Here is a 20,496-nt window from a genome sequence, read left to right on the forward strand (position 1 = left end):
CCGGCATCTCTAGCCCAGTGGCCCCTGCATCAGCGGTGACAGCGCTGTACCAGGGGTGTTGATCAAAAGGGCAATGCCCAAAAGCGTGATCAGCGCACCGCCCAGCAGGGCAAGAAAATACCCCAGCCCCAGAGGGCGGCGGGCGTCGGCTCGCTGGAAAAGATGCGCCATTCGAACACGGGCCAGTACGGTTAGTGCGGCCAGCAGGGAAGTGGAGAGCGCCGTGCCCACTGACATGGCCAGCACTGCCAGAACCCCGGCCCACCAGAACCCCAGCATGGCCGCCACGCCCAGCACCATGACCGCGCCGCTGCACGGGCGCAGCCCGATCGAGAAGATGGCCGCTGTCATCTCGCGCCAGTGCCTTCCGCTGGTCATGGGGTCGATATGATGCGTCCGGCCGCAGTGACAGGGGCCGCTGGCGACATGATCGAGCGGCGTCACAACACTGGCACCCGTGGAGGGTGCCGGGGTCAGCCGCAGGGCGCCGGGTGATACGCTATTGGCAGGTGAGGGCGACGGAGCCGTCTCGACCCGGAGTCTGCGCAGACCTTGCCCGGCGCGAACCATGAGCCAGATCCCCAGCGCCGTGACGGCGGCAAAGCTTGCCTTCTCGACCCAGGCGGTGCCGGCCATCGCCTCCCGGGTCAGCCAGCCCAGTCCCAGTACCAGTATCGTCACCATGGCAATGGCCACCACACCCTGCAAAAGTGCAGCGCTGGCGGTCATGATCAGCCCGCGGGTCAGGGCGGCGCGGTGGGTGAGCAGATAGGTGGCGACCACGGCCTTGCCATGGCCGGGGCCGAGGGCATGAAAGACGCCGTAGCCCATGCTCAACAGCATCAGATCCAGCCAGTCACCGACCCCTTCGCGCCGGGACAGCGCCATCATGGCGCCGGCCAGACCCCGATGCAGCGTGCGCTGCTGCTGGATAATCCCGGTCACCAGCGAGTGCCAGAGCCCCTGGCCGACAGGGGAGAGCAGCACTGCCGCCAGCAACAGCAGGGCGAGGGCGAGCAGTAGCGGTTTTAGGCGTCCTGACACTTGATCACTCCGGTGTCCGAGAAGAGACGGCCGATGCCCTCGGGCGTCTCGCCGGTAATGTCGATGGCCGAGACTCTGGCCACGACCGCCGGGTCGGGGTCGGCGTGCACTACCTCGCCGTGGCACTGCGGTGGTGCATTGACCAGCTCAACGGGGCGCTCGATCTGATCGTCATACAAAAACTCGATGAAATAGGTGCCATCATAGACCTGCCAGCGCAGCGACTCGCTGAGCGGCTGTGGCTCGGCCAGCGTCACGATAAAGGAGAACTCGACCCGGTTGTCATCCAGGCGGGTGGTGTAGTCCTCGATGCCCCCCAAGGTCAGTTCCTCTTCGCCGTCATACACGTGGGTCAGATAATGCTGGGTCGCCAGATTGGCCGCGATTTCGTGGCCCAGCGCATCCAGGCGCTGCGCCATGCTCTCCTCACCCGTCACGCTTTCCAGACCCTCCACCATGGTCAGGCTCTGAAACGGGTCCATCTTCCATGACTGTTCAAGCGCCGTGACCCGTTGCTGGTCATCGACCATGACGGCAACACGGTAATCGATCCAGCCATGGGGATGCGCCATGGCCGGTAGCGCGACCCATGACATGACAAGCCCTGCCAGCAGGGCCAGACCACGTCTCAAATGTGGAGAATATACGGACACGCGATTGCCTCATCCAGTGATCGACATGGCATGTTGCCCCAGCCCTGCAGGGGTTGCGAGAGGTGCCCATCAAAAGGGCGCATGATTCATCAGCATGAATTAAGCAACTCGGGGTTTCTTTTTTAACCGTGGTTAAATAGGATTTCATGATGATACCACCAGGGGAAGATTCGCCATGAGATCAGGGGTTGCTACAACCATTATCTCGCGTTTTCGCTATCGCATGTCGAGCGCTCGGGCAGTACCGGTCTGGGCTCTTCTGGCGCTGCTTTCGATGCCGGGCACTGTCCAGGCGCAGGAGCGCAAGACCGTGGTGGCAAGCTTCACGATCATGGCGGACATGGCGCGCCAAGTGGCGGGAGAGGCGCTGGACGTGGTGTCCATTGTGCCGCCGGGGGCCGAGATTCATGAGTATGCCCCCACCCCGCGCGATATCCTCAAGGCCCGCCGGGCGGATCTCATCCTGTACAACGGCATGGGACTGGAGCGCTGGTTTCAGCGGTTCTATCAGGGCATGGACAATGTCCCCACGGCCGTTCTGACCGAAGGCATCGAGCCCATCGGACTGAGCGAGGGGCCCTACCAGGGGCGCCCCAATCCGCACGCCTGGATGACCCCTGGCAATGGCCTGATCTATGTCGAAAACATTCGCCAGGCGCTGGTGTCGCTGGACCCCGGGCAGGCGGAAACCTATAACCGCAATGCCAAAGCCTACAGCGAGCGTCTCGAAACTCTGGATCGTGAACTCGGGGACACCTTTGCCCGCATTCCTGACGAGCAGCGAACGCTGGCCACCTGTGAAGGCGCCTTTTCCTATCTGACCCGGGCATATGATTTCCGCGAGCGCTATCTCTGGGCGGTCAACGCCGAGCAGGAAGGCACGCCGCAGCAGGTGCGCCGCCTTATCGATCACCTCAACGCCGATGATATCCCGGTGACCTTCTGTGAAAGCACGGTCAACGACCGAGCCATGAAGCAGGTGACTGCCGAGACCGGCGCGCGCTATGGCGGCACGTTGTATGTCGATTCGCTCACCCGCAGCGACGGTGTGGTGCCCGATTACGAAACACTTTTGCGTTACAACGCCCTGCAGATACAAAAGGGGTTTGACCTTGAGTAACTCTCATCAATACGACGACCCGGTCGTCGACGTGTCGCGCACCAGCGTGCGCTACCCCGATGGCCATCTGGGCATTCGGGATATTTCGCTGACGCTGCCCGCTGGCAGCGTCTGTGCCCTGATCGGCCCCAACGGCAGCGGCAAGTCCACCCTGTGCAAAACCATATTGGGGTTTACGCGTCCCACCAGTGGCCGGGTGCGGCTTATGGGCATGACGGTGCGCCAGGCCCAGAAGCGCAATCTCGTCGCCTATGTGCCCCAGGCCGAGGACGTGGACTGGCAGTTCCCGGTCTCGGTGTGGGATGTGGTGATGATGGGGCGTCAGGGGCAGATGAACTGGCTGCGCATCCCCTCGGCGACCGACCGGCGCTGTGTGGAAGAGGCCATGGCCCGCATGGAGATCACTGACCTGGCCCGCCGCCAGATCGGCATGCTCTCCGGTGGTCAGAAAAAACGGGTGTTTCTGGCTCGCGCGCTGGCGCAGGGCAGCCGTGTTCTGGTGCTCGACGAGCCCTTTACAGGCGTGGATGCCCATACCGAGCAGGGCATCATGGGGCTGATTCGCGGGCTTCGCGACGAGGGCGTGACCGTGTTGATCGTCACCCATGCGTTGTCTAACGTGCCGCAGTACTGTGATCACGTCGCCATGGTCTCACAGCAGCTTGTGGCCTTCGGGCCGGTGGCCACCACCTTTACCCAGCGCCATCTGGCGGCCACCTTCGGCGATGTCATGGCCGACACGGTCCTGTCGGGCGCCGAGACTGCGACGCCTGAGCGCGCCTCGGCATGGAGCCTGTCATGAGTGGTGATCCGATCGCGCTGTTGCTGGCGCCGTTTGATTACGAGTTCATGACGCGCGGCATTCTGGTCGGCACGCTGATCGGCGCCGTGTGTGGCTGGCTCTCCTGCTATGTGGTGCTCAAGGGCTGGTCGCTTTTGGGCGATGCGCTCTCCCACGCCGTGGTGCCGGGTATTGCGATCGCCTACGCGCTCGGCCTGCCGTTCGCGCCGGCCGCCTTTATCAGCGCATTGCTGGCCGTCGGCGGCATCGGCTTGATCAAGGGGCAGGGCGCCCTGAAAAACGATGCCGCCATTGGCGTGGTCTTCTCTGCCTTTCTCGCGCTGGGGCTGGTGCTGATCTCGCTCAACCCGAGCGGTGTGCAGCTCAGCACGATTCTTTTTGGCAACCTGCTGGGCATCGGTAGTGCCGAAACCGTGCAACTGGTCATCATCTCGCTGGTCTGTCTCGTGGCGCTGTCGCTGCGCTGGAAGGATCTGATGCTGTACTGCTTCGATGAGGGGCACGCCCGGGTCATGGGGCTTAACACTGTCTGGCTTAACGCGCTGCTGCTGTCGATGCTTTCGTTGATGACCGTGGGGGCGCTGCAGGCTGTCGGGGCGCTGCTGGTGGTGGCGATGCTGATCACGCCCGGCGCCTGCGCCTGGCTGCTCACCGACCGCTTCGGCCACATGCTGTGGCTGGCGCCGCTGATCGGCGGGGTGTGCGCCTTTATGGGCAGCTGGGCGAGCTACTTCATGGACAGCTCGGTGGGCGGCACCATCGTGCTGCTGCAGACCCTGTGCTTTCTGGTCATTTTCGTGCTGGCACCGCGCCACGGCGTGCTGGCCCGGCGGCGACGTCCAACAGCGGATGTCGCCGGTGAGGAGGGGGCATGAGCGCACTCGACGAATGGCTTGCCGTGCTCTGGCTGCCGCTGACGCTGGATTTCATGCGCCAGGCGCTGTGGATGGGTCTGCTGGTCGGCACGGTCTGCGCCGTCCTGTCCTGTCTGATCGTGCTGAAGGGCTGGTCGCTGGTGGGGGATGCCGCCTCGCATGCCGTGGTGCCCGGCATCGTGCTGGCCTGGCTTGCCGGCATTCCCATGGTGATCGGCGCGCTGGTCAGTGCCCTGTGCTGCCTGCTGGGAGCCGGGCTGATCGAGCGAAACTGTCGCATTCGCCCCGATGCGGTGCTGGGCATCGCCTTTACCGGCTTTCTGGCACTGGGCATGGTACTGGTGGCCATGGTGCCCTCGGATGTGCACTTCATGCATATCCTGCTGGGCAATCTGCTGGGGATCGAGGCCTCAACGCGCTATCAGCTCATCATGACCGGCATTGTCGTGCTGGGCGCTGTGGCGCTGAAATTCAGCGATCTCAGGCTTTACTGCTTTGATCCACAGCAGGCGCAGGTGGTGGGGCTCAATACCCGTCGGCTGCAGCTTTTGCTGACGATCCTTCTGACGTTGACCACCGTGATGGCGCTTCAGGCCGTCGGTGTCGTGCTGGTGATCGCCATGCTGGTCACACCGGGTTGCACGGCCTTTTTGCTGACCCGACGGCTCGCGTCAATGATGATGGTGGCCTCGGCCAGCACCTGGCTTTCAGTGCTCTCGGGCGTCATGGTGAGCTTTCACGTGGATATCGAGACTGGCGGCGTGATCGTGCTCATCCAGGCATTTCTCTTTTTGCTGGCCTTCCTGTTTGCCCCCGGCCGCGGGGTAGTGTTCCAGAAGGTGCGTGTTCGGCGCGCCATTCGCGCCGACCGGGAGGCGGCGCAGGAGCAAGAGGAGGTGTATCGCCGGCATCGTGTCTAGACTGTCACTCCACATGTTCTGCGCTGTACAGGGAGAGTGGCATGCGCTGGTATCCTCTGAAACTGACCTCCTTTTATGCCCCGCACGTGTTTGGCGGGCGGCAGATAGAACAGGTCCTGGGACGTCGTGATCTACCAAAAGGCCGGGTGGCCGAAAGCTGGGAGAGCAGCGATATCGAAGGCAAGGGCGCCAGGGTCACCAACGGTGAGCTGGCAGGCCAATCCCTGCATGCGCTGGTCGAGCAGTACCCCGAGGCGCTGGTAGGTGAGGGCTTTGACGGGCCGCATTTCCCGGTGCTGGCCAAGTTCATTGATGCTACCGGCATGCTGCCCGTCCATCTGCACGCCAACGGCCCCACGGCCCGGCGCAAGCAGACCTGGTCCCATGGCAAGACCGAGGCCTGGCATATCCTGCACGCCGCGCCCGGTGCCACGCTGCTGGCCGGCGTCAGGGACGGCGTGGATCACGACACGCTGCGCACCGCGCTCTGGGAAGAGCGCTTTGATGAGGTGATGCACCGTATCGAGATTCGCCCCGGCGATACGCTTTACGTACAGGCAGGGCTTTTGCACAGCTTTGGCCCGGACACACTGCTGTATGAAGTGCAGCAGCAGGCGGACCATCAGCAGCACGCCATGGCCTGGCAGATGGAGGATGGCAGCGAGATCAGCCATGAGCAGCGCGAAACCAATATCGACGCTCTGCTCGAGGAGATCGATCTGTCGCTGCAGACCGCCCCCTCGACGCCCTTGAGCGTGCACGAGGCGCCGGGCGTGGAGCGACGCTTTTGCTGCGTGGGGCCCTTCTTTGCGCTGGAGCGCGTCGCGATCGACACCACCTATACCCGCACAATCGAGCGCGCCACGCTGGTGTCCAACCTGGGGGCGCCCTTTACCCTTCACGCCAATGGTGAGGCAGTGACCCTTGAGCGCGGTGAATCCGTGCTGCTGCCGGCGGCGCTGGGGGAAGCGACGCTTGAAGGACGCGCCGAGGTACTGATGAGCTATGTCCCCGACCTGGGTGCGGTGAAATCCTTTCTCGAGCATGCCGGTTTTACCGCCGAAGAGCTCGGTCGCCTGGGGGATATCGACGGTGTTGAGTCGTTGTAGGGTCGCCTGAAGCCGGAGGCATGATTGTTTCAACAGACCGGGCAATTGTTCATCAATGGACGGTAAACAGCGTTTTCGTTATCAGAAATTTTAATCCAGATTATCTTGTTTACAGAAGTTACAAAATTGGTGGGCGAGTCCATGAAAGTGCTTTGACGCTGCTTGCCGTTCACGCTATATCTGGCTCATGGTCCGGAATGGTCTTGATGCTCCGGCGCCATTTTTTCTGATGGATTTATCAGTTAGCGGTGGTGCCGGATGCACAGCCGACCATGAGCGATCGTTTATCGATAAGGAATGTCGATAGAAACGATGTTCGTACAGCGTCCATAGGGGTGCCGCCTGCAGGGTCGGCGCCTTACAGGTCTGTCAGCTGTACCGCTTGATGGCTCGAGACACTTCGGCGTCAGCGCACTTCGCGAGGAGGTCGCGCATGTCTCAATCAGCCGTTGATGCCACTTTGGCACACGCCACTCACGCTACAAAAGCGACAACATCCGTTTCACCGGTATCTGCCTCCCTCGCGCACCACGGCGTATCCGCTGGTCAGAGTGAGCCTGCCGACCCCATCCTGTTTGTGACCTCGGAGCTGGCCGATTTCGTCAAGGTCGGTGGTCTGGGCGATGTTTCGGCAGCCCTGCCACGTGCCCTGCTCAATCATTACGACATGCGTGTCCTGATGCCGGCCTACCGTGAGGTCCTTGAAAGCATCTGGCCGGTTCACGTCATTGCCCGACTGCCCGGGCTTGCCGATATTCCTGCCTGCGATCTGGGGCGTATCGAACTGCCCGAAGGGCTGACCGTCTATGTCCTGATCTGTCCGGAGCTCTATGATCGCCCCGGCAGTCCCTATCTTGACGAGCAGGGGCAGGAGTGGGAGGACAACGCCATTCGCTTCGCGCGCCTGTCACTGGCCGCGGCACAGATGGCGATGGTGACGCCCGAAGTGCGTTTTGACGATCAGGGCTGGCACCCGGATCTTTTGCATCTGCATGACTGGCAGACCGGTCTGGCCGCGGGCTATCTGCGCTGGAACAATGATGACACGCCCTGCGTCTATACCATTCACAATCTGGCCTATCAGGGGCTCTACGGCCCTGAATACCTGAGCCGACTGGGCATTCCCGACAGCGCCTTCAATACGAAGGGGCTCGAGTTTTATGACCGGCTTTCCTTCATGAAGGCCGGCATTGTCTACAGCAACCACATCACCACGGTCAGTGAGACCTACGCCCGCGAAATCACCACGCCGGCCTTTGGCTGTGGGCTGGAAGGGCTTTTGTCGGACTGCGCCGGGAAAAAGCGCCTCAGCGGGATCGCCAACGGTATCGATGACAGCTGGGACCCGCAGACGGACGCCTATCTGGCCTGCGCCTTTGCCACCAATGACTGGGCCGGCAAGCGCGCCAATACCGCTCATGTCCGGCGCATGTTCCGTCTGGCGGTGAGCCACGGGCCGCTGTTTGCCGTGGTCTCCCGACTGGTGCATCAAAAGGGGCTGGATCTCACCATCGCGGCGGCCGAATCGATCGTGCGGGCCGGCGGTCAGCTGGTCGTGATCGGCTGCGGTGAGCCCGCCATCGAAAATGCCCTGCGCAATCTGGAAGCACGCTTTCCGGGTGCGATTGGCGTGCACATCGGCTTCAGCGAGCGCGAGGCGCGCTGCATCTTTGCCGGCAGCGACTATCTTTTGATGCCGTCACGCTTTGAACCCTGTGGCCTGTCGCAGATGTATGCCCAGCGCTTCGGGTCCCTGCCGATCGCCCATCGCACCGGCGGGCTGGCGGACACCATCGAGGACGGTGTGACCGGCTTTCTCTTTGATGAGCTCTCGCAGCAGGATTTTCAGAAGGCCATCGATCGCGCCTTTCGCATCTTCGGCTGCACCGAGCTTTTCTATGCCATGCGTCGTGCCGCCATGGCCATCCACTACCAGTGGCGACTGTCAGTTACACCGTATCGACGCCTCTATCATCAGCTGATGGTACCTGCAGGGGTAACGACCCATTCGTTAAGACATGTGAGCATATAATGGTGACAGCACTTTCCAGCGCTTCCCAGGGCGAGCGTGATGCCCTGTCACGCCTTGCGCAGGCGCGACACGACGATCCGTTTCGCTGGCTGGGACCACATGAGCAGGAGGACCAAACGCTGGTACGGCTGCTGTTGCCGGGTGCTGACAGGGTGGAACTGATTGATGTCGTGCATCAGGTGCTGGCCGTGGCCGAACCGGGGGAGAGTGGCATTCACTGTGCGCGTATCCCGACGGGTGCGCGCTATCGCCTGCGTATCACCTGGCCGGATGAGGTGGTACAGATTACCGATGATCCCTACCGGTTTGCGCCGATGCCGGGCGAGCTGGACCTTCATCTTTTCAGTGAGGGCCGTCATCGCGAACTGGCGCGCGTGTTCGGGGCCTGCCCGACGGCGCTCGACGGGGTCGATGGCGTGCGATTTACCCTCTGGGCACCCAATGCTCAGCGTGTCTCGGTCGTGGGCGATTTCAACGTCTGGGACGGGCGTCGACATGCCATGCAGCGCCATGAAGGCAGCGGGATATGGGCCATCTTTGTGCCACATCTCAAGGCCGGCGAACGCTATCGCTTCGAGCTTCTCGACCATGACGGTCAGCTGCGCCACAAGGTGGATCCGCTGGCGCGCCGAACGGAAGCGGCGGCGCTGGACGTCTCCGTCGTGGCCAGCAATCGCGCCTTCAGCTGGCATGACCATGCCTGGCTCAGACGACGCGATGCCAGCAATATGCGCACGGCGCCGCTATCCATCTATGAGCTGCATGTACTCTCCTGGCAGCACGATCACGATGGCAATACGCTGGAGTGGGACGCCCTGGCGTCCCGGCTGATTCCCTGGGTGGCCGATATGGGCTTTACCCATATCGAACTGATGCCCATCAGCGAGCATCCCTTTGTCGGCTCCTGGGGGTATCAGCCCATTGGCATGTTTGCCCCCACGGCACGCATGGGCACGCCCGAGGCCTTTGCCCGTTTCATCAACGCCTGCCACGCCGCCGGCATTGGCGTCATTCTGGACTGGGTGCCGGCGCACTTCCCGGCCGATGAGCACGGGCTGGTGCGCTTTGACGGCACCGCGCTTTATGAGCATGACGACCCGCGGGAAGGGTTTCATCCCGAATGGAACACACTGATCTATAACCTGGGGCGCAATGAGGTCAGAGGCTTTCTGATCGCCAGCGCCCTTGAGTGGCTCGAGCACTTTCATATCGATGGGCTTCGTGTGGACGCCGTCGCCTCGATGCTCTATCGGGATTACAGCCGCAGCGATGATGCCTGGCTGCCCAATATCCATGGCGGGCGCGAAAACCTCGAAGTCGTTGATTTCCTGCGTGAGCTCAACGCCACCATCGCCGAGCGCTGCCCGGGCGTCATGATGATCGCCGAAGAGTCCACTTCCTGGCCGGGTGTTACCGCACCGACTGCTACCGGCGGGCTTGGATTCACCTTCAAGTGGAACATGGGCTGGATGCACGACACGCTGTCCTACATGTCGCGCGACCCGCTGTATCGCGCCTGGCACCACGGCGATCTGACCTTCGGCCTGCAGTACGCCTTCTCCGAGCATTTTGTGCTGCCGCTTTCTCATGACGAGGTGGTCCACGGCAAGGGCTCGCTGCTGTCAAGAATGCCCGGTGACGAAGCGCAAAAGCTGGCCGGGCTGCGCGCCTATCTGGCCTTCATGTGGGCGCATCCGGGCAAGAAGCTTCTGTTCATGGGCACCGAGCTGGGTCAGTGGCGCGAATGGCATCACGACCGTGAGCTCGACTGGGAGCGTCTGGACGAGTCCGGCCCTCGCGGGCTGTCGCGCGCCATTGCCGATCTCAACCGGATCTATGTCGAGGACCCGGCGATGCACGTCTGCGACGGGGAGCCCAACGGCTTTTCATGGGTGGTCGGTGATGACAGCGACAATAGCGTCGTTGCCTTTCTGCGCCATGCTGAAACCGGCCAGGCGCCGCTGCTGGTGGTCTGCAATCTGACGCCGGTGGCTCGTCATCACTATCGTATCGGTGTGCCGGTCATGAGTGTCTGGCGCGAGATATTCAATAGTGACAGTGTCTTCTACGCTGGAAGCAACCAGGGCAACGGCAGCGCCTTGCACGCGCATCCCGACCCCAGCCATGGCCATCCGGCGTCACTGCTGTTGACGCTTCCACCATTAAGTACGCTTTACCTGCGTCAGGGAGACTGGCCGACATGAGTGCTTCCACATCCGACTCCATCAGTGATCGGTTTTCTCACCATTGCCATTACGGTGCGACCGTACTGGATGAGCGGCGCACCCGTTTCACCTTCTGGGCGCCCGGCGTCGAGACGGTCACGCTTGAACTGTCGCGTACTCCCGGTGATGAGCCCGAAAGGCTTGTCATGGAGAAAAGCAGCGACGGCGATTTCACCCTTGAAATCGAGTGCCCGCCGGGCGCGCATTACCGCTATCGCATCAGCGATGAGCTGTCCGTGCCTGACCCGGCGGCGCGCGCTCAGCATGAGGACGTGACCGGGCCCAGCGTGGTGATTGATCCGACCGCGTATGTCTGGGACAACGCGCACTGGCAGGGCCGGCCCTGGCATGAAACCGTCATTCTGGAAATCCATGTCGGCACGCTGGGTGGTTTTGAGGCCATTCGTGAGCGCCTGCAGGACTGGGCCTCCATGGGCATTACCGCCATCGAGCTGATGCCCGTCAACGAGTTTCCCGGTGCGCGCAACTGGGGCTATGACGGCGTGCTGCCCTACGCCGTCGAAGCCTCCTACGGCACGCCGGATCAGCTCAAGGCCATGATTGATCAGGCCCATGGACTGGGCCTGATGGTCTTTCTGGACGTGGTGTACAACCACTTCGGTCCGGACGGCAACTATCTGCCGCACTACGCGGGCGATTTCTTTACCGGCACGAACACGCCCTGGGGGGACGCGATCGATTTCGATCGGTCTCAGGTGAAGGATTTCTTCATCGATAACGCCCAGATGTGGATCGAGGAGTATCGCTTTGATGGTCTGCGCTTTGACGCCGTACATGCCATCAACAACGACGCCTTTCTGCTGGAGATGAGCGAGCGGATCAAGACGCAGGTCAATGACACGCGCCATGTCCACCTGATGCTTGAAAACGAGCGCAATAGCGCCTCGCTGCTGGAAAAGGCCTATACCGCGCAGTGGAATGACGATATCCACAACGTGCTGCATGCGCTGCTGACCGGTGAGCATGAAGGGTATTACGCCGATTACTGTGACCACGCCACCGACAAGCTCGCCAGCGCCCTGCATGGCGGCTTTATCTTTCAGGGGCAGAATGACCGTCGCGGCCATTCGCGCGGCGAGCCCAGCGGCCATCTGCCCACAACGGCCTTTATCGCCTTTTTACAGAACCATGATCAGGTCGGCAATCGGGCGATGGGCGAGCGGCTCATTTCGCTGGTTGATCAGGAGCGTCTCGAGGCGGCAACAGCGCTGTTGCTGCTGTGCCCGATGATCCCGATGCTCTTCATGGGTGAAGAGCGTGGTGAGCGCAATCCGTTTCTCTTCTTTACCGATCACCGCGACGAGCTGGCCGACGCCGTGCGTGAAGGGCGTCGCAGCGAGTTTGCCGACTTTTCTCATTTCAAGGATGAGAAGACACGCGCACAGATTCCCGATCCCAATGCACCGTCCACCCTTGAGCAGTCGCGTTTGAGTACCGGCACGGATGACGAGTCGGAAGCCGCCATGTGGCATACCCGCTACATGACGCTGCTCGATATCCGCCACGCCGAAATCATTCCGCGCCTGCCGGGCACAAGGCCCATGGGTGCCGTGCCCCTGGGGGAAGGCGCGGTGCTGGCGCACTGGCGCATGGGCGATGGCACCGTGCTGGGCATTGCCGTCAACCTGGGCACGCAGCGTGTCAGTATCGACGCCCCGGAAGGGCAACGACTTTATGAACTCGGCGAATCGGACGATGCCAACACGCTGGCACCGGGAGCGATTCGCGCCTGTCTGAGCAGCCATCTATGAACCAGACTCTGAAATCGCTGGCCGAAGCCGCCGGCGTCGTTATCGACTGGCAGGACAGCCAGGACCGTCCGCGCCAGCTGGACGAGGCCACCATCAAGGGCGTGCTGGAAGGACTCGGCTATCGCTGCGACACCTCAAAAGACATCAGGGAGAGTCTGGCCGCCATCGAGCGTCTGCAGGCCCCCGAGAGCGTGGCCGACTGGCCACCGCTGATCGTCGGCGAGATCGAACAGGGCATCGAACTGCCGGGCCCCGTGGACGAAGGCACCGACTACACCCTGACCGATGAAAGCGGGCGCACTCTTGAAGGGCGTGTCGATACCAAAGGCCGGCTGGAAGCCGTGGCCGAGCCCGGCTATTACCAGCTGCAGATCGAGGGAAAAAGGCGACGTCTGGCGGTCGCGCCGCATCGCTGCATGGACGTGGCAACCCTGGCTGGAGACGGTCCACAGTCGATGTCAGGGCTTGGCGTGCAGCTCTACAGTCTGCGCCGTGACAATGACGGCGGGATCGGTGACTGTGAGGCGCTGGGGCGTCTTGCCGAGCGCGCCGGCCAAAACGGGCTGGACGCCATGGCCATCAGCCCGGTGCATGCGCTGTTTCCGCATCAGCCCGAGCGCTTTTCCCCCTATTCGCCCTCGACGCGGCTGGCCTTCAATCCGCTCTATAGCGCCTCGGGTGACAGCGCCCCGGATAACAGCGTATCGGGCAGTACGGCGAGCGGCGATGACGCCACCTCGCTGGTGGATTATGAGCACGTCAGCCGGATGCGCTGGCAGGCGCTCGAGCGCGATTTCGCGGCACTGTCCGAGGCCGGTCGCCAGGCGCTGAACGCCTTTCGCAGGGAAAGCGGCGAGACGCTGGAAAACCATTGCCGTTTCGAGGCCATCAGCGAAGCGCTGGGACCCATGCATACGTGGCCGAGCGACATGCAGGATGTCAAAAGCGAGGCGGTCGCGGATTTCAGTCAGGAACATGGCGACCGCGTGGCTTTTTATGCCTTTGCGCAGTGGCAGATTGCCCTTGAACTGGCCTCCGTGCAGCAGCGCGCTACCGGCGCCGGCCAGCGTATCGGTCTGATTGCCGATATCGCCGTCGGTGTTGACCCGCACGGCAGCCAGGCCTGGAGCCGCCCGGAGGAGATGCTGGGCAAGCTTCGCATCGGCTCGCCGCCGGATGATTTCAATGCCAACGGCCAGGAGTGGGGTGTGACCGGCTTCTCGCCGCAGGGGCTGATCGAGTATGGCTTTGACGGCTTTATCGCCACGCTCAGGGCCTGCCTGCACGGCGCCGGCGGCCTTCGCATTGACCACATCATGGGGCTTTCCCGGCTGTGGCTGATTCCGGAAGGTGCCTCACCGACCGAAGGCGCTTATGTGCGCTACCCCGAGCAGTCGCTGATGCGCCTGATCGCACTCGAGTCCTGGCGCCATCGCGCCCTGATCATCGGTGAAGATCTGGGGACGGTGGAGCCCGCGTTCCGTGAGCGCCTGGATAAAAGCGGCATTCTGGGCATGGGCGTTTTGTGGTTCGAGCGCGAGGAAGAGGACTTCACACCGGCCCGGGACTATCCGGCACGGGCCGTGGCGATGACCAGCACCCATGATCTGCCCACGGTTGCCGGCTGGCGGGTCGGGCGTGATCTGGACTGGCGTATCGAGCTCGACATGCTCGGTGAGGGAGAGACGCCGGAGCAGCAGCGCAAAATGCGCCAGCAGGATATTGCCGCGCTGGCCGACACCTTCGCAATCGCGCCGGATGCTGACCGCGACACCTGGCTTGAGGCCGCGGCACGCCATATCGGCGCCACGCCCTCGCCGCTGGTGCTGCTGCAGCTTGAGGATCTGCTGGGCCTTGAAGAGCAGCCCAATCTGCCGGGGACGCTGGATGAGCATCCCAACTGGCGCCGTCGTCTGCCGCTGAGTGTCGACGAGATGTTTGAAACACCCGGTGTTCTGGCAAGACTCCGGGCCATGACCACCGCACGCGCAGGAGCAGGGCTGCATGAGTGAACTATCCATGGATGCACCATCGAACGTGCCGGGTCAGCAGCCGCTGTTGTCATGTCTGCGCCTGCAGTTTCACCAGGATTTCACACTCGATGATGCCGAGGCACTGGTCGAGTATTTCGCGGGGCTGGGCGTTACCCATCTCTACGCCTCACCGCTGTGGGCGGCACGCAGTGGCTCGACGCACGGCTATGACGGCGTCGACCCCACCCGGCTCAACCCGGAGATCGGTGATGAAGCGGCGCTGACCCGGCTGGTCGGGAAGCTCCGGTCCTTTGGCATGGGGCTGATCGTTGATTTCGTGCCCAACCACCTGGCCGTGGGCGGACGGGAAAACCCCTACTGGCAGGACGTGCTGCGCTGGGGGCCGTCCGGTCGCTTTGCTGACATGTTCGACATCAACTGGCGTGACAACGGCGACCCGACCCTCGAAGGTCGTCTGCTGGTGCCGTTTCTGGGCGAGCCCTACGGGCAGGCGCTGGTGTCGGGCGACATGACGCTGGCGCTGGATGAGACCACCGGGCTGTTTCATGTGGATTATTTCGAGCACTGCTTTCCCATCGACCCGCGCTGCCACGCGCTGATGCTGCTGGAAAACGGCATGGGCGAACAGGCCCGGCTGTTCGAGCAGATCGAAGACGCCGTATCACTGGAAGAGGGCGCCGAACGGGCGGGGCTGGCGCTGGCCGAGCACGTGCGCACCGATGAAGGTCGCGCCGCGCTCAACACCCTGCTGGAGCGTTACAACCCGGAAGAACCGGAAGGCGCCGAGCGCCTGCACGTCCTGCTGGAGCGACAGCACTATCGGCTGGCCTGGTGGCGCACGGCCAATGACAGTCTCAACTGGCGGCGCTTTTTTGATATCACCGAACTCGGCGCCCTGCGCGTGGATGACCCGGCGGTATTTGCCCAGACCCACGTCTATCTGCTGGAGCTGATCGAGCGTGGGCTGGTGGATGGCGTACGCCTTGATCACGTCGATGGACTGGCCGACCCGGCCGGCTACTGCCGCCTGCTGCGCGCTCGTGTTGATGAGGCGGCCACCCGCCGTCCCGGCGGCGCGCCCGAAACGCCAATGCCGATCTTCGTGGAGAAGATTCTGGAGGGCAACGAGTCGCTGCCGCTGGACTGGGGCGTCACCGGCACCACCGGCTACGAGTTCATGAACGCGGTCTCGAAGCTTCAGCATGACCCGGCCGGCGAGGCGCCGCTCAAGGCGTTGTGGCAGTCACTGTCGGGTCGCGAGGACAGCTTTGAAAAGGAGGTGACCCGCGCCCGGCGCGAGATAGCGGATACCGCCCTGGTCACCGAGTTTGAGCGTGCCGTGCGGGCGCTCTGCGATGTGGCACGTCATGACCCCATGACCCGGGACACGACGCCTGAAATGATTCGCCGGGTACTGCGCGCGCTGGCGGTGCAGTTCCCCATCTATCGGACTTATGCCGATGATCAGGGGCTGGCACCGCGGGATGAGAACTTCTTTGCGCACGCCGTGGTGGCGGCACGCGCCGAGCTCACGCCGCCGGATCAGGCGGTGCTGGATCAGGTCTATGACTGGCTGGGCGGTGACGCGCCCGCCAATGATGACGACCTGGGCTGTCGGCTGCGCCGTAACGCCATCATCCGCTTTGCCCAGCTGACCTCGCCGCTGGCGGCCAAGGCCGTGGAGGATACGGCCGGGTACCGCAGCGCCGTGCTGATTTCGCGCAACGATGTCGGCTTTGACGGCGCGCATTTTGCCGCTTCCAGCGAGGACTTCCACCGCTTCAACGCCTGGCAGGCGCGTCACTTCCCCGGCACGCTGGTGACCACGGCGAGCCACGATCACAAGCGCGGTGAAGACGTTCGTGCGCGGCTGGCGGCCCTGTCGGAATGGGGCGATCGCTGGGCGGAGCAGGTGCGCGAGTGGCTGACGACTTCCTCATCACTGCGCCAGCCTGCCCGCGAGGACGGCACGCTTGCCGGCCCTTCCACGGCCGAAGAGATGATTCTCTATCAGATCATCCTGGGGGCCTGGCCGCTGACGCTCTCCCCTGATGACACCCAGGGGCTTGAGCAGTTTGCCAACCGCATCGCCGACTGGCAGGAGAAGGCCCTGCGCGAGGCCAAGCTCAATACGCACTGGCTCTATACCGACGAGGAATACGAGACCCAGTGTCGTGACTTCGTGATGACGCTGCTCACCGATAGCCGCGGCGCGGCCCTGCGTCAGTCGATCTACAACGTCGTGACCACTGTCAGCCCGGCGGGTGCCCTCAATGGTCTGGTACAGACCCTGCTGCGCATGACGGTGCCGGGCGTGCCGGACTGCTATCAGGGCACCGAGCGCTGGGATCTTTCGCTGGTCGATCCTGACAACCGCCGCCCGGTTGACTTCGACGAGCGTCGCGCGCAGCTGGCCGACGATCTGCCGCTCACCGAGCTGATCGAACACTGGCGTGACGGGCGCATCAAACAGGCGCTGATCACCCAGGTGCTGGGGCTGAGACAGCGTCTGCCGGCTGCCTTCCTGCAGGGCGACTATCAGGCGCTCGACTTTGAAGGCGAGCGTGCCGGGCAGCTGATCGGATTCACCCGTGAGCATGAAGGTCAGGCGGTCATGGTCATTGCCGTGCGCCACGCAGGCTCGCTGCTCGACGGTGACACGCTGCAGATCGCCCCGGGACGCTGGGGCAATACCCGCGTGAAAGGCTCAAAAGATGACGCCCGGGGCTGGCAGTCGCTGACCACCGGACAGGCCGTCGACCCGCAGGCGCCGGTAGCTGAGCTCATGGCCTCACTGCCGTTTTGCGTGCTGTTTCGTGACGTCTCCACCGCGACCGCAGACGAACATCAGGCACTGGAAGCCGACATGACACAGGCCGGGGCGAGCCCCGGCGATCGGATGCCGTCGGTATAACCATCACTACAGGCCCCGGGGTACACCGGGGCCTTTCAGATAATACGGGTCTGCCGGGCAACAGGGGCATGGCCCACGCAAGGAGGATGGAATATATGGCAGACGATCAGCTTCGTATTCGCTTGCTGGCCTACCGGATCTGGGAAGCCGAGGACTGCCCTGACGGTCAGGCCGATCGGCACTGGCACATGGCGTGTCGCCTGGTCGCGGCCGAGCGTATTACCGATGTGCCCCAGGATGCGCAGCCGCGAGCAGCGACGCGCAGTACCAGGGCTGCCGAGCCGGCCGCTGATGCCAGCACCAGCGTAGCGTCCGACACAAAGGATGCGCCGGTCGTCGAGGCCGCTGCGCCGACAGCGTCTGAGGCAACGGATGCGCCGGTCGCTGAGGACAGCACCGGGGCAGCGTCCGAGGCGACAGACAAGCCGGCGGCCAAAAAGGCCCCCGCCAAACGCACCAGTACGGCCAAACGGCGCAGCACTGCCGCGAGCGCTGACAAAAAGGCGACGGCTTCCAAAGCCACGGCCTCCAAAACGACAGCCTCCAAAACGACGGCCGGCAAGACAACAGGCACCCGCACGACAGCCGCCAAAAAACAGGGTACTGCCTCGACAGAGACGACGACCAGACGCAAGAAAAGTGACAGCAGCAACGACGATACCTCGAGTCAGTAGTCGTGTTTTGCACGGCCAGCGCTTTTTATTTCCCTTTTGGGAGTGATATATGACGACAACACCGATTCATCCCGGCGCACCAACGCCCGGCATTACCTCGGGTGGGCGTGAAGCCCCGATCAGCTCGTCGACCGGACAGCAAAGCAGCAGGGTTCGTGAAGGTCTGCCCTATCCGCTGGGGTCCACCTGGGACGGACTGGGGGTCAATTTTGCCCTCTTTTCAGCACACGCCACCAAAGTGGAGCTGTGCCTTTTCAGCGACGATGGCCTGGAAGAGGTTGAGCGCATCGAGCTGCCCGAGTTCACCGATGAGGTCTGGCACGGCTATCTGCCCGACGCCCGTCCGGGACAGCTGTATGGTTACCGGGTTCACGGCCCCTACGAGCCGGAAAACGGTCACCGTTTCAACCATAACAAGCTGTTGATCGATCCGTGTGCGCGCCAGCTGGTGGGCGAGCTGCAGTGGGATGATGCCCTGTATGGCTACACCATCGGTCATGAAGATGGCGATCTGAGCTTTGACGAGCGTGACAGTGCGCCGTTTATCCCCAAGTGCCGCGTCATCGATCCGGCCTTTACCTGGGGTCGCTCGCGCGAGATCCACGTGCCCTGGGATCGCACCATCTTCTATGAAGCCCACGTGCGCGGCATGACCATGATGAATCCGAAGGTCAACGAGTCGGTGCGCGGGACCTTCTCGGGCCTGAGTGACCCGGCGGTACTCGATCACCTGCGTACGCTGGGCGTGAGTTCGCTGGAGCTGATGCCGATCCATGCCTTTGCCGATGACCGGCATCTGCAGGAGAAGGGGCTGCACAACTACTGGGGTTACAACACCCTGTCGTTTTTTGCACCACACCCGTCCTACATGGCGACCAACACCATCAGCGAGTTCAAGCAGATGGTGGCCTGCTACCACGCGGTCGGTGTCGAGGTCATTCTGGATGTGGTCTACAACCACACCGCCGAAGGCAACGAGATGGGGCCGACGCTCTCCTGGAAGGGCATCGACAACTTCAGCTATTACCGTCTGATGCCGGAAGAGAAGCGCTACTACATCAACGATACCGGCACCGGTAACACGTTGAACCTGTCGCATCCGCGTGTCCTGCAGATGGTCACCGACTCGCTGCGCTACTGGGCCGACGAGATGCGGGTGGACGGTTTCCGTTTTGACCTGGCCACCATCCTCGGGCGTGAGCCGCACGGCTTTGACGAGGGCGGCGGTTTTCTCGACTCCTGTCGTCAGGACCCGCTGTTGTCGCAGTGCAAGCTGATTGCCGAACCCTGGGACTGCGGCCCCGGCGGCTATCAGGTGGGCGGCTTCCCGCCGGGCTGGGCAGAGTGGAACGACAAGTTCCGCGACAACATGCGCGCCTTCTGGAAGGGGGATGAAGGCCAGCTGGCCGAGTTTGCCACGCGCCTGACAGGCTCTGCGGATCTCTTTAACCACCGCGGACGCAAGCCGTACTCGTCGATCAACTTCATCACCGCGCACGACGGGTTCACCCTGCGCGATCTGGTGACCTACAACGACAAGCACAACGAGGCCAACGGCGAGGACAACAACGACGGTAGCGACGACAACTATTCCTGGAACCATGGGGTAGAAGGCGAGACCGACGATCCGGAGATTCGTGAGCTGCGCCTGCGCCAGATGCGCAACATGCTCGCGACCCTGATGTTCTCCCAGGGCACCCCGATGCTGCTGGCCGGCGACGAGTTCGGACGCACCCAGGGTGGCAACAACAACGCCTACTGCCAGGACAGCGAGATCGGCTGGATCGACTGGGAGTTTTCCCAGGAAGGGCGTGATCTGCTCAACTTCACCCGCCATATCATCGCCCTGCGGCGGCGCTATCCGATGCTGCATCGCAGCCGCTTTCTGACCGGTGAATGGAACGATGAGCTGGAAGTGCGCGATGTCACCTGGCTGACGCCGGAAACCGAAGAGATGGATGTCGGCAACTGGGAGTCGGAACACTCTCGCTCCATCGGGGTACTGCTGGATGGTCGCGCCCAGCCGACCGGCATTCGTCGTGCCGGCTCGCACAGTACGCTGTTGATGATCGTCAACGCCCATCATGAGCCGGTGACCTGGACGCTGCCGGAAGTCTCCTCCGGCAGGCACTGGATCTTCCGGCTCAATACGGCCGAACCTGACAGCAGGGAAGGCGGCCACTACGATTTCAACAGCACCTACGAGGTCGAAAGCCGCTCGATGGTGCTGCTGGAGCTGGTACGTGACGACAGCGGTGCAGGCCGCAACGGGTAGTCCAACCATGCTGCCGATGGCCCGAGGCCATCGGCAGATTGCCGCCAGTCCTGTCCATGAGCGTCAAGGATGAAGGGCTGCGCCCAG

14 protein-coding genes are annotated in these 20,496 nt (G+C 62.8%); 12 read left to right on the forward strand and 2 right to left on the reverse strand.

Features of this window, described 5'->3' with window-relative positions:
• Positions 1–9 precede the first annotated feature (9 nt).
• Entirely contained in the window at positions 10–1,044 is a 1,035-nt protein-coding gene (locus C8D72_RS12725; protein ID WP_115854797.1) for a nickel/cobalt transporter, read from the reverse strand.
• Positions 1,029–1,697, reverse strand: a complete 669-nt coding sequence (locus C8D72_RS12730) for a DUF1007 family protein (protein WP_245955254.1) — start codon at positions 1,695–1,697, stop codon at positions 1,029–1,031. The genes C8D72_RS12725 and C8D72_RS12730 overlap by 16 nt, the downstream gene beginning before the upstream one ends.
• 175 nt (positions 1,698–1,872) lie before the next feature.
• Between C8D72_RS12730 and C8D72_RS12735 the strand changes: the two genes are divergently transcribed.
• From C8D72_RS12735 to glgX, 12 genes are all read left to right on the forward strand, one after another.
• Positions 1,873–2,817 (forward strand): metal ABC transporter substrate-binding protein, encoded by a 945-nt coding sequence (locus C8D72_RS12735; protein WP_115854798.1) that lies wholly within the window; start codon positions 1,873–1,875, stop codon positions 2,815–2,817.
• Positions 2,810–3,619 (forward strand): metal ABC transporter ATP-binding protein, encoded by an 810-nt coding sequence (locus tag C8D72_RS12740; RefSeq protein WP_170140597.1) that lies wholly within the window; start codon positions 2,810–2,812, stop codon positions 3,617–3,619. The genes C8D72_RS12735 and C8D72_RS12740 overlap by 8 nt, the downstream gene beginning before the upstream one ends.
• A complete protein-coding gene (locus C8D72_RS12745) occupies positions 3,616–4,494 on the forward strand; it encodes a metal ABC transporter permease (RefSeq protein WP_115854800.1) in 879 nt (292 codons plus the stop codon). The genes C8D72_RS12740 and C8D72_RS12745 overlap by 4 nt, the downstream gene beginning before the upstream one ends.
• Positions 4,491–5,414 carry a metal ABC transporter permease gene (locus C8D72_RS12750; protein WP_115854801.1) on the forward strand — a complete coding sequence of 308 codons (924 nt, stop codon included), beginning with the start codon at positions 4,491–4,493 and terminating at the stop codon, positions 5,412–5,414. The genes C8D72_RS12745 and C8D72_RS12750 overlap by 4 nt, the downstream gene beginning before the upstream one ends.
• Before the next feature lie 41 nt (positions 5,415–5,455).
• Entirely contained in the window at positions 5,456–6,523 is a 1,068-nt protein-coding gene (locus C8D72_RS12755; RefSeq protein WP_115854802.1) for a class I mannose-6-phosphate isomerase, read from the forward strand.
• A 433-nt stretch (positions 6,524–6,956) separates the two neighbouring features.
• Positions 6,957–8,555: a glycogen synthase GlgA gene (glgA, locus tag C8D72_RS12760; RefSeq protein WP_115854803.1), complete on the forward strand. Its 1,599-nt coding sequence runs from the start codon at positions 6,957–6,959 to the stop codon at positions 8,553–8,555.
• The gene (glgB, locus tag C8D72_RS12765; protein ID WP_115854804.1) at positions 8,555–10,759 is read left to right on the forward strand and encodes a 1,4-alpha-glucan branching protein GlgB; all 2,205 of its coding nucleotides are present in this window, start codon (positions 8,555–8,557) and stop codon (positions 10,757–10,759) included. The genes glgA and glgB overlap by 1 nt, the downstream gene beginning before the upstream one ends.
• Positions 10,756–12,552 carry a malto-oligosyltrehalose trehalohydrolase gene (treZ, locus tag C8D72_RS12770; protein WP_115854805.1) on the forward strand — a complete coding sequence of 599 codons (1,797 nt, stop codon included), beginning with the start codon at positions 10,756–10,758 and terminating at the stop codon, positions 12,550–12,552. The genes glgB and treZ overlap by 4 nt, the downstream gene beginning before the upstream one ends.
• Positions 12,549–14,564, forward strand: coding sequence for a 4-alpha-glucanotransferase (gene malQ / locus C8D72_RS12775; RefSeq protein ID WP_115854806.1), 2,016 nt, complete (start codon positions 12,549–12,551; stop codon positions 14,562–14,564). The genes treZ and malQ overlap by 4 nt, the downstream gene beginning before the upstream one ends.
• Positions 14,557–17,460, forward strand: a complete 2,904-nt coding sequence (gene treY / locus C8D72_RS12780) for a malto-oligosyltrehalose synthase (RefSeq protein ID WP_211308848.1) — start codon at positions 14,557–14,559, stop codon at positions 17,458–17,460. Before malQ ends, treY begins: the two co-directional genes overlap by 8 nt.
• A gap of 95 nt (positions 17,461–17,555) precedes the next feature.
• On the forward strand, positions 17,556–18,134 hold the full coding sequence (locus C8D72_RS12785) for a DUF2934 domain-containing protein (RefSeq protein WP_170140598.1): 579 nt from the start codon (positions 17,556–17,558) through the stop codon (positions 18,132–18,134).
• A gap of 49 nt (positions 18,135–18,183) precedes the next feature.
• Entirely contained in the window at positions 18,184–20,409 is a 2,226-nt protein-coding gene (gene glgX / locus C8D72_RS12790) for a glycogen debranching protein GlgX (RefSeq protein ID WP_115854808.1), read from the forward strand.
• The last annotated feature ends 87 nt before the right edge of the window (positions 20,410–20,496 follow it).

This window comes from Kushneria indalinina DSM 14324 (assembly GCF_003385845.1).
Lineage (GTDB): Bacteria > Pseudomonadota > Gammaproteobacteria > Pseudomonadales > Halomonadaceae > Kushneria > Kushneria indalinina.